The organism is Agrobacterium tumefaciens, assembly GCF_005221385.1.
GTDB lineage: Bacteria > Pseudomonadota > Alphaproteobacteria > Rhizobiales > Rhizobiaceae > Agrobacterium > Agrobacterium tomkonis.
The window spans coordinates 1,377,492-1,390,913 of sequence record NZ_CP039904.1 but is presented as its reverse complement, the minus strand read 5'-3'; the positions used below and the strand labels follow the sequence as shown (position 1 = coordinate 1,390,913).

General features: G+C 59.3%; 13 protein-coding genes and 1 pseudogene. 1 reads left to right on the top strand and 13 read right to left on the bottom strand.

Features of this window, described 5'->3' with window-relative positions; translation table 11 throughout:
* Nucleotides 1-8: 8 nt before the first annotated feature.
* From CFBP6623_RS21620 to CFBP6623_RS21585, 8 genes are all read right to left on the bottom strand, one after another.
* A complete protein-coding gene (locus CFBP6623_RS21620; RefSeq protein ID WP_080842901.1) occupies nucleotides 9-1,043 on the bottom strand; it encodes a proline racemase family protein in 1,035 nt (344 codons plus the stop codon).
* Between the two features lie 11 nt (nucleotides 1,044-1,054).
* The gene (locus CFBP6623_RS21615; protein ID WP_046802144.1) at nucleotides 1,055-2,530 is read right to left on the bottom strand and encodes an aldehyde dehydrogenase family protein; all 1,476 of its coding nucleotides are present in this window, start codon (nucleotides 2,528-2,530) and stop codon (nucleotides 1,055-1,057) included.
* A gap of 35 nt (nucleotides 2,531-2,565) precedes the next feature.
* On the bottom strand, nucleotides 2,566-3,804 hold the full coding sequence (locus CFBP6623_RS21610) for an NAD(P)/FAD-dependent oxidoreductase (RefSeq protein WP_046802145.1): 1,239 nt from the start codon (nucleotides 3,802-3,804) through the stop codon (nucleotides 2,566-2,568).
* A gap of 57 nt (nucleotides 3,805-3,861) precedes the next feature.
* Nucleotides 3,862-4,740 (bottom strand): 4-hydroxy-tetrahydrodipicolinate synthase, encoded by an 879-nt coding sequence (gene dapA, locus CFBP6623_RS21605; protein ID WP_046802146.1) that lies wholly within the window; start codon nucleotides 4,738-4,740, stop codon nucleotides 3,862-3,864.
* A gap of 25 nt (nucleotides 4,741-4,765) precedes the next feature.
* A complete protein-coding gene (locus CFBP6623_RS21600; protein WP_046802147.1) occupies nucleotides 4,766-5,431 on the bottom strand; it encodes an amino acid ABC transporter permease in 666 nt (221 codons plus the stop codon).
* Between the two features lie 9 nt (nucleotides 5,432-5,440).
* A complete protein-coding gene (locus tag CFBP6623_RS21595) occupies nucleotides 5,441-6,103 on the bottom strand; it encodes an amino acid ABC transporter permease (protein WP_046802148.1) in 663 nt (220 codons plus the stop codon).
* 9 nt (nucleotides 6,104-6,112) lie between these two features.
* The gene (locus tag CFBP6623_RS21590; RefSeq protein ID WP_046802149.1) at nucleotides 6,113-6,895 is read right to left on the bottom strand and encodes an amino acid ABC transporter ATP-binding protein; all 783 of its coding nucleotides are present in this window, start codon (nucleotides 6,893-6,895) and stop codon (nucleotides 6,113-6,115) included.
* A 67-nt stretch (nucleotides 6,896-6,962) separates the two neighbouring features.
* Nucleotides 6,963-7,796 carry a substrate-binding periplasmic protein gene (locus CFBP6623_RS21585; RefSeq protein WP_046802181.1) on the bottom strand — a complete coding sequence of 278 codons (834 nt, stop codon included), beginning with the start codon at nucleotides 7,794-7,796 and terminating at the stop codon, nucleotides 6,963-6,965.
* Nucleotides 7,797-7,993: 197 nt separating this feature from the next.
* Here CFBP6623_RS21585 and CFBP6623_RS21580 point away from each other — a divergent pair, with 197 nt between their 5' ends.
* Nucleotides 7,994-8,713: a GntR family transcriptional regulator gene (locus tag CFBP6623_RS21580; RefSeq protein WP_046802150.1), complete on the top strand. Its 720-nt coding sequence runs from the start codon at nucleotides 7,994-7,996 to the stop codon at nucleotides 8,711-8,713.
* Between the two features lie 133 nt (nucleotides 8,714-8,846).
* Here CFBP6623_RS21580 and CFBP6623_RS21575 read toward each other — a convergent pair.
* The 5 genes and pseudogenes from CFBP6623_RS21575 to CFBP6623_RS21555 all read right to left on the bottom strand — a co-directional run.
* Nucleotides 8,847-9,269: pseudogene (locus CFBP6623_RS21575) on the bottom strand (PfkB family carbohydrate kinase); the annotation flags it as partial.
* A 117-nt stretch (nucleotides 9,270-9,386) separates the two neighbouring features.
* On the bottom strand, nucleotides 9,387-10,418 hold the full coding sequence (locus CFBP6623_RS21570) for a Gfo/Idh/MocA family oxidoreductase (protein WP_046802152.1): 1,032 nt from the start codon (nucleotides 10,416-10,418) through the stop codon (nucleotides 9,387-9,389).
* 23 nt (nucleotides 10,419-10,441) lie between these two features.
* Complete coding sequence (locus CFBP6623_RS21565; RefSeq protein ID WP_046802153.1) at nucleotides 10,442-11,341, bottom strand: sugar phosphate isomerase/epimerase family protein; 900 nt, start codon at nucleotides 11,339-11,341, stop codon at nucleotides 10,442-10,444.
* Nucleotides 11,342-11,372: 31 nt separating this feature from the next.
* On the bottom strand, nucleotides 11,373-12,407 hold the full coding sequence (locus CFBP6623_RS21560; protein ID WP_080842900.1) for a Gfo/Idh/MocA family protein: 1,035 nt from the start codon (nucleotides 12,405-12,407) through the stop codon (nucleotides 11,373-11,375).
* Nucleotides 12,408-12,431: 24 nt separating this feature from the next.
* Complete coding sequence (locus CFBP6623_RS21555; RefSeq protein WP_232370453.1) at nucleotides 12,432-13,382, bottom strand: sugar phosphate isomerase/epimerase family protein; 951 nt, start codon at nucleotides 13,380-13,382, stop codon at nucleotides 12,432-12,434.
* Nucleotides 13,383-13,422: the final 40 nt, after the last annotated feature.

Sequence of the window (13,422 nt, the reverse complement as noted above, 5' to 3'; positions counted from 1 at the left end):
CTCTCACCTCATTTCAGGAGGCCGACCTGCGGTCCCCAAGTGTCCGACAATGCAAAACCCGTCATGAACGGGTCATCACTTTCCACTCGCAATTCGGTTCGACCGTACACGTAGCCACGCCCTGTGATACTTGGAAGCACGGCCTTGCGACCGCCAATCTCGGTCTCTCCGATCACTTCGGCAATGAACTCACCGCCGATAATCGATCTGGACGTCCGCGCATCGCCTACGGTGACGAGACCCCGTGCGTGAAGCGTTGCGAGATTTGCCGAGCTTCCAGTGCCACACGGAGAGCGGTCGACGCGTCCCGGCTGGAGTGTGGTGCAAGTGCGTACGGCACCGTCCGGTTCGTTGTCACGGAACATGACGTAGGCGATCTCGTCGACGCCAGGCAGCGTCGGATGCGACACACTTACCTGCTCGGCAAGACGCCGCTTGAGTTCGATCCCTGCCTCCGCGAGCTTTCGGGCGTTGTCGGGCGCGATCGTGAGGTCGACTTGCCCAACGTCCACCAAGGCGTAGTAGACGCCGCCGAACGCAATATCGACCTTGATGCGCCCCCACGCTGGGGTGTCGATCTCATGATCCAGCAGCTCTGCAAAGCTCGGCACGTTGTTGAGGCTGACACCGACGCAACGACCGTTCTCACATCGGGCCTGGTGCACGATCAAGCCCGCGGGCGTGTCCAGCCTGACGGTCGTCTCAGGTTCGACCATCGGAATGCGGCCGCTCTCGAGAAGGGCAGTTACGAAGCAGATGCAATTGCTGCCAGACATGGGATGAGCGCGATCAGCCTGAAGCACGATGAAGCCGGCGTCAGCGTCCGGCCGTGTCGGGGCGACCAGCAGGTTCACCGACATGGCGACGTTGGCACGCGGTTCGAACGTAACGAACCTGCGAAGACTATCGTCCACATTATTGATATGGTTCATCTTGTCCAGCATGGTCGCTCCGGGGATTTCCGGCGCGCCGCCGACGAGGACGTGGCCAAGTTCTCCCTGGCAATGAACCAGAAGAAGGTCGAGATGCTTTCCGAATTCCATGCTCGCTGGCCTCACTTGATGTACCAGCCCCAGGGCTTGTCGGTCACGTACTTGGTGATCTGCTTGGTCTCGAGGTAGTTTTCGAGACCCCAGTGTCCGAGTTCTCGGCCGATACCCGATTCCTTGTAGCCGCCCCATGGCGCTTCCGTGAATGTCGGCTGCGAGCAGTTGATCCAGACAATGCCGGCGCGGAAGGCGGCTGCGACGCGCTCGGCGCGAGCGTCGTCCTTCGACATCACGGCCGCTCCGAGACCGAAACGGGAATCATTCGAAAGCTCGATCGCCTCGTCCTCGGTCTTGAACGGCTTGACGCAGACGACCGGTCCGAAAATCTCCTCGATCCAGGCGTCGCTATCCAGCGGCACGTCGGTGAGGATCGTTGGCTGCAGGTAGTAGCCCTTGTCAAAGCCTTCCGGACGTTCGCCGCCGCTGGCGACGGTCGCTCCCGCCTTTCGCGCGCCCTCGATCGCGGCGACGACGTTCTCATATTGCTTCTGTGATACGAGCGGTCCAAGGAGCACGCCCTCGTCGAGGCCGTTACCGATCTTGATCTTCTTCGTCTCCTCGACCAATCGGGCCATGAAACGATCGTAGATGGTATCCTGGACCAGAACGCGCGACGTGCCGGAGCAGACTTGTCCTTGGTTCCAGAAGATGCCGAACATGACCCACTCGACCGCGTCGTCGATATCCGCGTCCTCGAACACCACGAATGGCGACTTGCCACCGAGTTCGAGGCTGATGCGCTTGATGTCGCGCGCAGCGGCGGCCATGATCTTCGAGCCCACCGGGCCAGAGCCCGTAAACGCCAGCTTGTCGACGCCTTTGTGATCAATGATGGCCTGCCCGGCGACCGAGCCGGTGCCGGTCAAGACGTTCAGGACGCCCGGAGGAAGCCCCGCCTCATCTGCGACCGCCGCAAGCTCAAGCGCCGTAAGCGAGGTGAGTTCTGCAGGCTTCAGGACGATCGTGCATCCAGCCGCGAGGGCCGGAGCCACCTTCCAGGCGGCCATCAGAAGCGGGAAGTTCCAGGGGATGATCGCGCCGGCCACGCCGACCGGCTCCTTGACCGCCTTGGATGTAAAGCGATCATCCGGCAACGCGATGATTTCTTCCGGATTGTTGTCGAGCTGCTCGGCGAGGTCCGCGTAGAAGTCGAAGCAACCGGCCGCGTCCGCAATATCCCAGTCCGCTTCGGGAAACGGCTTTCCATTGTCGAGGACTTCAAGCTTGGCGATCTCCGACTGCCGGGCGCGGATACCGTCCGCGATCGCGCGCAGATACTTGGCGCGCTGCGCTCCCGTGAGCTTAGGCCAACCGTCCTTGTCGAACGCCCGGCGAGCAGCTTTCACCGCGATGTCGACGTCTTCGGCCGTGGCGGAAGCAATCGTTTGAATGACTTCCTCGGTCGCCGGGTTCGTCACGGTGCAAGAGCCACCCTTGACCGGCTTCGCCCACTTGCCATCGATATAGAGTTCGGTTCGCATTGTCAGTTCCCTTGCCTTCGTTGGTCGCAGCCGGTTTAGAACCGGTCGACGCGATAGGGTTTCATGTCAACGGGCGGCGCAACGCCCGTAATGAGATCCGTCATCAGACGGGCTGTGGTGGCCCCGTAAGTCAGGCCAAGATGTCCATGACCCGTGGCGTACCAGACATTCGTTCTCTTTGCGGACCGGCCCATCACCGGCACCGTGTCGGGCATAGCCGGCCGATGGCCCATCCATTCCGTGACGCCCTCCACCTGCAGCTCGGGAAGCGCTTCCCTTGCCCGCTTCACCAGCACCTTCGCCCGACGGTAGTCAGGGGCGGCGTCGAGCCCCGCCATCTCGACCGTGCCGCCAACACGGATGCCTCCTGCGGTCGGCGTGACCATGAAGGCACGAGCCGGCCAAATGAGAGAGTGACGCATGGAGACGCCGGGCGCCTGGATTTGCGTATGGTAGCCGCGCTCGGTCTCGAGGGGGATCGGCTCGCCGAGCATGGCCGACAGTCGCCCAGTGAATGCCCCTGCGGCGAGAACCACCCTACCCGCTTCAATCCTTCGTCCGTCTTTCAAGCCCACGGCGCTGACGCCACCGCCTTCATGTTCAAAGCCCACGACCTCGCCGGTCTGAACGGAACCGCCCAGCTTCTTGAACTGGTCCGCAAGCGCTACGACGAGCTCATAGGGATTGGCTATGGACCGATTGTCCGGGAAGAGCACCGCCTTGCCAATCTTCGTGGTTATCGCAGGTTCGAGGTCGCGAATGGCGTTGCTGCCAAGGACTTCATATCGAAAGCCAAATCGGTCGAGAATTTCGATATGTTCGTGGTCGGCTCTGAACTCGGCCTCGTCGGTGTAGACGCTGAGGCAACCCTCGGCGGAAATCATGTGCCGGAGGCCGGTCTCGTCGAGTAGCGCATCCAGGTCTTCGTAGACGCGACGGCACAGGACAGCGCCCGCCGACTCCAGCTCGCGAAGCTTTGAAGGTCGGCTGGCTGATAGAAAGCGCAGGAACCAGGGGATAAGCTTTGGCATGTAGGAGGGGCGAATACGAACCGGGCCTTCGGGATCGAGCATCCACCCCGGCATCTGCACCCAGATTCCCGGACGGGACGCAGGCATGAATTCAGTCACGGCAATGCTCGCCATGTTGCCATAGGACGCGCCCGTCCCCGGCTCGTTGCGATCAAGGAGCACCACGGTCTCGCCACGACGCTGTAATTGGTATGCGATTGCTGTGCCGATGATCCCGGCACCGACGACGATGGTTTGAGACACTTCAGCTCCTCGATCTTGGGAAGACGGCCGGAGGTCTGTTCCGGCCGGTCGCATCTTTTACCAATTCAGGATCGGCTGCATCGCAGCCTTGAATTCGGCCTTCTCTTCGGCGGTCAGCTCTCCGAGTGGAGCGCGGGTGATACCTACCGGAAGCCCCTGCAGCTCGCAGCCGTACTTCACCTTCTGCACGAACTTCCCGCTTTCGAGGATGTTCATCGCGCGATAGAGGACGATCATCTTCTCCCGCGCGGCCTTCAGGTCGCCCGAGCGGAAGGTCCGGTCGAGGTCAACACAGGCCTTCGCCATGCAGTTGGCGGGTCCGCAGATCCAGGAGTCGGCGCCCCAGAACATGAAGTCGAGAGCGATGTCGTCCGAACCGGATACGAGGTCGATGCGGCCACTGTAACGCGAATGGATGTCGATGGCGCGCTGGAGGGATCCCGAGCTTTCCTTGATCCCCAGCACGCGCCGATCGTCCGCGAGCGCGTCCAGGATGTCGAAGCCAATCTCAACGCCGTCCTTGTAGGGGTAGCTGTAGAGAACGAGATTGACGTCGGTTTCCTTCAGCACCGTCTTGAAGTGTGAGAGGAGTTCGTCCTGCGTCGGACGGGTGTAGAACGGCGTTGCGAGCAGCACCGTGTCGTAACCGATTTCCTTGGCCTTCAACGTGTTCTCGATGACCTCTCGGGTGGCAGGCGCGTTAGTACCCGCGATGAGGATCTCGCCGTCATTCGCAAAGTCCTTCACGAACTTGAGCACTTCAAGGCGCTCGTCGTTGGAAAGGGCGGAATACTCGCCAGTCGAGCCCATCGGAACCCAGCCCGTGACACCAGCGGCACGCAGCGCAGTCAGGTGCTTTTCGTAGGCCTTAAAATCGACCTTGCCGTTCGCGTCGAACGGGGTGATGAGCGCGGGCATGACGCCGGAAAGTTTCATGGAATTGTTCTCCTGTAACGGGCCGCTAGATTGCGAGTTTCTTGAGGATACGTCCCTCGACGAGCGTGACTGCTCGTGTGATGGGGAAAGCGATGACGAAGTAGATGAGAGCGACCACGGTGAGCACTTCGACAGGCCTGGCCGTGTTGTTGGAAATGTTCTGACTGACGAACATCAGGTCTGCCATGCCGACCGCCGAGACCAGTGCGCTCTCCTTGAAGAGGCTGACGCAGTTCGACAGAAGCGTCGGGATCGCGCGCAGGACGGCTTGGGGAAGAATGACGCTGGTCACCTGCACCCACGACGGCAGACCGAGGGCGACGCATGCATCCCTCTGCTCAGGCCCGATCGATTTGAGGCTGGCGCGAAACGTCTCGCTGGTGATCGCTCCCATGTAGAGCGTCAAGGCGATGACGCCGGATGCGAAGTTAGAGAGTTCGACGCCCAGGATCAGGGGCAGGCAGAAGAAGATCCAGAAAAGCTGGATGAGCACGGGCGTGCCGCGGAAGAACTCGACGTAGGTTCCGGAAATCAGGCGAAGAAAGGTGCTGCGCGATGTTCGCGCCAGGCCGGCAAGGAAGCCAAGCATGCATCCCAACAAAATACAGACCGCCGTGAGCTCCAACGTCGTCATGAGCCCGAGAAGGAGCGCATGTTCGAACCTTGCGAGGACGGAGAAATCAAGCGACATATGAGCCTCCTAGCTTGCGAGCATTTGACGACGGCGTTCCAGAAACCCGACGATCTGGGTGACGGGGAACGACACGGCGAAATAGATGAGGGCCACGACGGTGAATGTTTCGATCGGACGATATGTTTCGGTGGCAAGCGATTTCGCCTCATACATAAGGTCGGCGATTGCAACGATGGCGACGAGCGCGCTTTGCTGGAAGATGACGATGCCGTTTGTTAAAAGCACCGGAACCGAGGCGCGGAACGCGGTCGGAAACACGATATAGAGAACGCGTTGCCAAGGATTGAGCCCCAGCGCGATCCCGGCGTCGAGCTGTTCCCTGGGAACCGCCTGAATCGACGCGCGGTAAGCTTCGGCGTTGAAGGCTGTGAGGTTGAGGCCGAGCGCCATCACCCCCATCGTGATTGGATCGAGGAAGACGTCGAACAGCATTGGCACGCAGTAAAAGATCCACACGATCTGGACGATCGCAGGCGTACACCGGAAGAACTCGACGAAGAGCATGAACGGCATGCGAAGGAGCCGGTACGGGCTCATCAGCAGCAGGGCGAGGCCGAAGCCGGCGATAACGCCTATGATGTTCGCAGCGACCGTCAGCTCGAGCGATACCACCAGCCCCCGCAAAAGTGGTGCAAAGGAAATGGAGTTAAAGTCGAACGTGTAGTTCATCGCCACCTCCTATTGCTTGATGTGGAAAACGCGGTCGATGAATTCCTTGGTGCGCTCCTCCTTCGGAGAACCGAGCACCTGTTCGGGCGGACCGTCTTCGACCACCACGCCGCCAGCACAGAAGATGACGCGGGACGCGATGTTCTTTGCGAACCACATGTCATGCGTGACGATCATCATCGGCATGTTCTGCGAGGCGAGCTGCATGATCACCTGCTCGACTTCGCTGACAAGTTCAGGGTCGAGCGCGGAAGTCACCTCGTCGAACAGCATCAGCTTGGGATCGAGCATCAGGGCGCGCGCGATGGCGACCCGCTGCTTCTGGCCGCCCGACAGCTGGGCCGGGTAGGCCTTGGCTTTCGCGCCCAGGCCGAACCGCTCAAGGAGAGCCTGGGCACGGGCCTGCGCCGACGCTTTCGGTTCGCCCCGGACCTTGCATGGTGCGAGCATCAAGTTCTGGATGACGCTGAGATGTGGGAACAGCGTATAGTGCTGAAACACCATGCCGATCGAACGACGAACGTTGGTGTCGATGAGGGTCTTCTTGGCTGGCCCCTCCGAAGAGATGTAAGGCTTGCCGTCGAAACTGATCGAACCGCTGTCAATCTGTTCGAGGCCCATCATGACGCGGAGAAGCGTGCTCTTGCCGCCGCCGCTCGGGCCTATGACGACGACGCGGTCGCCGGGCTTCATTTCGATGTCGATGCCCCTGAGCACCTGAATCGCACCGTCGCCGTAGCTCTTGTGCAGGGCCTGCATTTTAACGAGAGGTAAATTGAAAGACATGGTCATGGCCGATCTCGGTTTACATCGAGTGCGGGACAGCGCCGACCAATGGGCGTCAGCGCTGTTGGCGATGTTAGTTCGAGCCCTTGAGGACCTGATCGACCGCCTTCTTGATCAAATCGTCGACGTGACCCGTCGCGACCTTCTCTTCAAGGAAGATATTGACCACTTCGACATCGGCCGTAGACATGTTGTGCGGCAGGCCGAAGGAAACGCCCTGCTTGGCGAGCGCCGGCGTCGGGCTGAGTGCAACCGCCCAGTCTGGATTCGCCTGCGTCAGAAGCAGGTTGGTGTCGGAGGCGTCCACCAGGATGTCTGCGCGCTTGGACGTCAGCGCCAGGCGCGTCTCATCGTTGCCCGGCAGGCGCATGATCGTGGCGGTCTTGACCGCGGCCGAAACGGCCTTGTCCTGCGCGGTACCCGACATGACAGCGATCGTGACGCCAGCCTTGTCGACGTCAGCGACCGACGATGCGCCCTGCGGAATCTTCGGGTTGTTCTTGTTGTAGACGAGAGAGATCTGGTACTCCATCGCCGGGATCGAGAACTGGACGGCCATGGCGCGCGCCGGAGTGCGGTTGAGCGCCAGTGAGACGTCCCACTTGCTCGCCTGCAGGCCCGCTACTATGTTGTCCCAGGTCGTATCGACGAACTCAGCCTTGACCTTGAGGGCGTCGGCGAATTCACGGCAAAGATCGGCGTAAAAGCCCGAGTATTCGCCAGTCGCGGGATCACGCATGATGTAAGGCGGGGCGACGGCCGCACCGCATTTCAGAACACCGGCCTTCTGGACGCCCTGCCAGTATCCTTCGGCGGTCTGGGCGTGGGCAGAGGTGGCGGACAGACCTGCCACCAGGGCGAGCGCGGGCATCGCCCGCAAGGCGGACGTTATCATCTTCGAAAGCATCGGCATTCCTCTTTGCTGTGCGCGAAGCGCGTTGTTCCACTCGTCGGCTTGAGCCGTTCTTTTGTTCTTATCTGTCGGCTTGGTGTCGACTGACGATAAAATGTCAACAGCGTGTCGACAAAGTCAAGCGAAAAAATTACATTGCGAGCAGCGGGGTTTTCTGGCCCAATGCCGCATTGCGAAAGAAAGGGACCTAAGTGTCTGACGAGACTGAAACGAAGCGGGCGCGCGGAACCGGCTCGCGAAGCGTATATGAAAGCCTGAGAAATGAGATTCTCTCGCTCGCACTTCCTCCGGGCCAGCTCCTGGACGAGACGACGCTCGCAGAGCGCTTCAACATGTCCCGCGCTCCGGTGCGCGAAGCTCTCATCCGTCTCGGCTCGGACGAGCTGGTCGTAACACTTTCGAACCGCAGCACGATCGTCGCCCCGATCGAAGTCGCGACGTTTCCGAAGTACGTGGAGGCGCTCGATATCGCCCAGCGGATGAACACGCGGTTGGCGGCGGCGCTACGAACGGACGCCGACCTCAAGGTTATCGCCAAGCGCGACAAGGCGTTCGCCGCCGCAGTCAAGACCGGAAACCATCTCGCCATGTCGGAGGCCAACAAGGAATTCCACATGGCGATCGCCTACGCCGGCAAGAACCAATATCTCGCGTCCTTCTATGAGAAGCTTCTCTCGCAGGGACAGCGCATGCTTCATCTGCATTTCGAGTATCTTGAGAGAACCCACGAAGGCTATCTCCTGACTGACGAGCATACCAAGATGTTCGAGGCCGTCCGCGATCGGAATATCGATCTGGCTGACGAGCTGGCCCACGCTCACACGCGGCAGTTCCAGGACAACTTCATCAACTTCATGCGCGAGAACTACACAACGGATGTCACGCTCGGTCCATTGCGAGCTGCGGAGTAGATCCTGAGCGTCAACAGCATGGGCTTCGTCGGGACAATTTCAGAAGCGATGGGTCGCGGGCTTCCGGGACCGCCCTGCAGTGGGGAGCGCGGGTAGAATTGTGGAAGCGACCGCTAGCGACGCAGAACGGCTATGCCTTCATCACAGCCGCCTCTGTTCGGATATTCGACAGATGTGTTCCGGTAGCAACGACCGCACGCGCTTCGCTGATCAGATCATCATCGATAGCGATAGAAGACCGGCGGAAACTGGTTCTCGTCGCGAATGCCAAGGATAACAAGCGCGGTCAGCTGCTCCGGATCCGTAGTCACACCACGGGTATCAACCTTTTCACGGATCAGTTGCTCACGAATGAAACGGCCCATGTGTTCGTCACCGACGCGTGTGATGACTGCACTTTCATTCCGAGGCGCGCTGCGCCACATGCAATGTTCGTGGGGCTGCCACCAATGTATTTGTGGAAGGTTCCCATGTCCTCCAGACGGCCACCCACCTGTGCACCGTAGCGATCGACGCTGGACCGTCCGATGGTGATAACATCGAGTTGCTTATTCATCTTCGTCTTTCCGCTGCACACACGACCTGATCAAGGCATGCGTCCGCCTGCACGCGCATTGGCTGAGTTAATGACCGGAGACGGTGCTGTTACCGCGTCCGGGTGTTTGAAAAACCGCTACGGCTCGATCTGAATGGTTCGTCCTTCAATTGCGGACAGGCGGGCAGCATCGAGAACTGCAAGAGTTGCCGCGGCTTGCTCTGCGGTGACGGGAGGCTCACCTTTTTCGTCAACGGCCTTAGCAAAAGCTTCGTAGTAGGAATGATAGCGGCCCTGTTCCGACGGAACACGCTCCTCACGTGTTCGCGTTTTCAGAACTCCCCATCGGTCGGGTGCTTCGTACCCCCACCCCTGCAGGTCGTCCGCCGGCTTTTTCCCTGCGAAGATCGCCTGCGTCTGGACGTCGGTGCCGAAAGAAACATAGCTGCCGTTTTTTCCATAGGCCCTGAACTCCCGCGTCGTCAGGCGGTTGAGTTTCGATGCCGACAGATGAGAGTGCACACCGTTGGCATGCATCAGATTGATGACAAACCCGGCGTCGGTGTTGCCCTGCGCCGTTTGTGCCATGTCGATGTAGGCCGAGACGTGTTTGACAGGCCCGATCAGCCAGAGCATTTGATCCACGAGATGGCTACCGAGATCACGTAGCAGCCCTCCTGTCGGCCCGGCTTCCAGCGTGTCCGGATCATCGAACTCCATGCGGGAATGCACTCTCCACAACGCGCCGAGCTGGCCGGTTTCCAGAACCTTTTTCAACGTCAGGATGTCGGCGTCAAAACGACGGTTATGGTAAACGCCAAGAACGACGTCGGCTTGCTTTGCGGCTTCATCAAGCTCGCGGGCCACTGCGGCACTGGGAGCAAAGGGTTTATCAGCAACGACGTGCAGGCCGGCCGCGATTGCCTCCAGGACAAGTTCACGTCGGGTATGCGGTGGCGTCGTTATGGTGACGGCATCGATATCTCCGGCATTTATCATGGCCGTCAAACTATCGTAGACGGCGACATCTGGCAGATCGGCCCGCACCCTGCAAATGGTCTCAGGCGCTCGCGCGACAACGCCTGTTAGCTCCACTCCATCCGCTGCTGCGATGTAGGGCGCGTGGAAATGCCGCCCGCCCGTGCCGTATCCTACCAGTCCGATGCGCATGTGTTTTCCCTGCCTCAACCCGATTACTGCTTCCAGTACTTGTCGACATATCTCTGCGTCTCCGAGCGCATGTAACGAATGCTGTCCTCCGCACGGTCCTCCCAGGCAAATACGCAGTTCGACAGCACGCCGTCGAATTTCATGTCGGCGAGCGTCGCAAAGAAGGTCTCCCAGTCGATCTCGCCCTGGCCGAAATCAGTGTGCTGATGCACCCTGACCTTTGAGCCGGGGGGATTGACGATGTAGCGCAGCTGAGAAGACTTGTTGTGGTCATAGGTATCGGCAAGGCGCACATGCACCAGATGGCCCTCGGTGGCACGCAGGTTAGCCACCATGTCCGGCCCGTAAAAGAACGTATGCGGCGCGATGAAGGAGGCCTTCACCGCCTTCGAATTGATGGTCTTGATGATGTCGATGGCCGGCGCGATCTCCTCGATCCAGTCTTCGGGATGCGCCTCCAGCGACAGTACCAGCCCTTCCCGTTCGAGGATCGGCACCAGAATATCCATGGCGCGGAAAAACTGTGCTTCGCAGGTTTCCGGACGATGCAAGCCGGAACGGTCGTTGAGGCTGCGCTCCGGTGAACCGCCGCGGCCGAATTCCGAAACGAACATCGGGCATTCCATCTCGACGGCGATCTCGATGGCGCGTTTCCAGTTGTCGATCGCCACTTCCCATTCGTCCGCATAGGGGCTTGCCCAGCGATACATCGGCTGGAGCGTCGCCAACCCAACTCCATGATCCTTGAGCGCCTTCTTGAACGACTTCACGCGCTCTGGATAAACCTTGGGACGAGTCCACCACGACAGAAAATCGGGGCGTGGGGAAAGCTCTACGTAATCGTAGCCCAGTTCCGCGGTTTTCCGGCATGTTTCCTCAAGAGAAAGATGCCGGATCATGTGGGGATCAAGCGCGTGTTTCATTGATGTTTTCTCTCCTTCCTGATTTCGACGCTCAGGCGGCCGACAATTTTGGCTGCGGGTCGTAAAAACCGGGGCGGTTGCCGATTTCGATTGGCACGATACCGCCCGAATGTTTGGCAACGACACAAGCATCGGCAGTCGCGGAGGCGAAATAGCCATCCCAGGCAGTCGGCCCGCGCACGACGCCAGCCTTCACGGACCCGATCCATTCCTGTAGTTCGACATCGTAGCTGTCTATAAAGCGCAACTTCCAGTCCTGCAGGATCTCGTGGCTGAGCTTTGCCTCCTTGCGCAAAAGGACGCTCATCGGTTCAGGCAGATAGCCAATACCATCTTCACCGACGACCTGGCATTGAATGTCATATCCGTAGGGGCAATTGACGAAGATTTCGACGTCGATCCTGATGCCCTTCTTGGTTTCGAGCAGGATCATATGGGGATCGTCGAGATCCTTGCGGCTGTGACGTGTCTTGCGCGGCAAAACCACCTGCGCAGATACATAGTCATCGTCCAGAAGCCATCTGAGGACATCAATCTCATGAACAAATGAATCCGTGATCGCCATGTCCCCGGCGTAGACATCAGGAACCGATGGGTTGCGGTGCGCGCAATGTACCATCAATGGCGCGCCGAGATTGCCATTGTCGATTTGCTGCTTCAAAAGCCGGTAGCTTCGGTCGTAGCGGCGCATGAAACCGACTTGCACAAGATGGCGCCCGCTTGCGACTTCGGCGTTGACGATGTTGAGGCAGGCTTGCGCACTCGTGGCGAGTGGCTTTTCGCAAAAGACCGGCTTGCCCGCAGCGATGGAAGCAAGGACGAATTCCTCATGTGTCGGCCCCCAGGAAGTCACCACGATCGCATCGACCTGCGGATCGGTGATAAGTGCCTGACCACTGTCGAAGACGCGCGCCGCCGGAGTGATACTTTTAGCAACAGCCTCGGCCTGTTTTCTGTTGATGTCGTTGACGGCGACGACAGTTGCGCCAACCAGCCTGTTGTGAAGGCGCTCGATATGCTCCTGGCCAATCGCGCCAGTTCCGATAACACCGATTTTGAGGGTCATTTGATTTGTCCTGTCGAGGGATTTTCAGTCGAAGTCGCGCGGCAGCGCAAGTTTCAGGGTGGTCAGTGATTTCTTGACGCCGATCAGTGGCTCCATGCCGGCATCTTCCATCTCGAGGCTGACCGGGCCGTCGTAGCCAGTAAGACGGGCGACTGCGAAAAACTCCTTCCACCACTGCACATCATGGCCGTGTCCAAGTGCGACGTAGTTCCAGGAACGTTTTGCAATGTCGTTGATCCAATAGGTATCGATCAGACCATTGGCTTCGGCGAGCGTACGCTCCAACCTCACATCCTTGGCATGCATGTAGTGGATCGCATCGCCCAGCAACCGGACTGCTGCAATCGGATCGCCGCCCATCCACATGTGATGGCTGGGATCGAAGTTCATGCCGACAACCGGATCAACATGCTCTCGCAGACGCAGCATGTTGGCCGGATTGTGGATCATCGTTGCCCCAAGATTTTCGATGGCAATCTTGATCCCGCACTCCTTCGCTAGCTGTCCCGCCTTCTGGAAGTAGGGGAGGAGAACATCGTTCCACTGATAGTCGAGAGCGGTCTCATGCTCCGGCAAAATGACGTGGGTGATCCAGTTTGGCAATTGATCGGTCGGTGTGCCGCCCGGGCATCCGGACATCATTACCACAGTCTTGACACCGAGCTTCTCAGCAAGGCGGAACGTCTTGTCGACAACGGCGCGATGTTCGGCTCCGCTCGGGCCCGGATGCAGCTGATTACCTGAGCAATTAAGTGCCGAAATCGTCAGTCCGCGACGCTTGAGCGCATCAAGAAAATCGGAACGTGCGGTCTCGCTTGCAAGAAGTTCATCCAGCCGCAAATGCGGGGCCTTTGACCAGTTGCCACATCCTAGCTCAACGGCTTCAAAACCGAGGTTCGAAACTGTATCGATCATCTCTTCGAAGGAGAGGTGACCGAGAATGTCGGTCACAAGGCTTAGACGCATCATTTCCATTGGCTCCAAAAAATGCCTGTATGCTTTGCGCGCCGGGGCA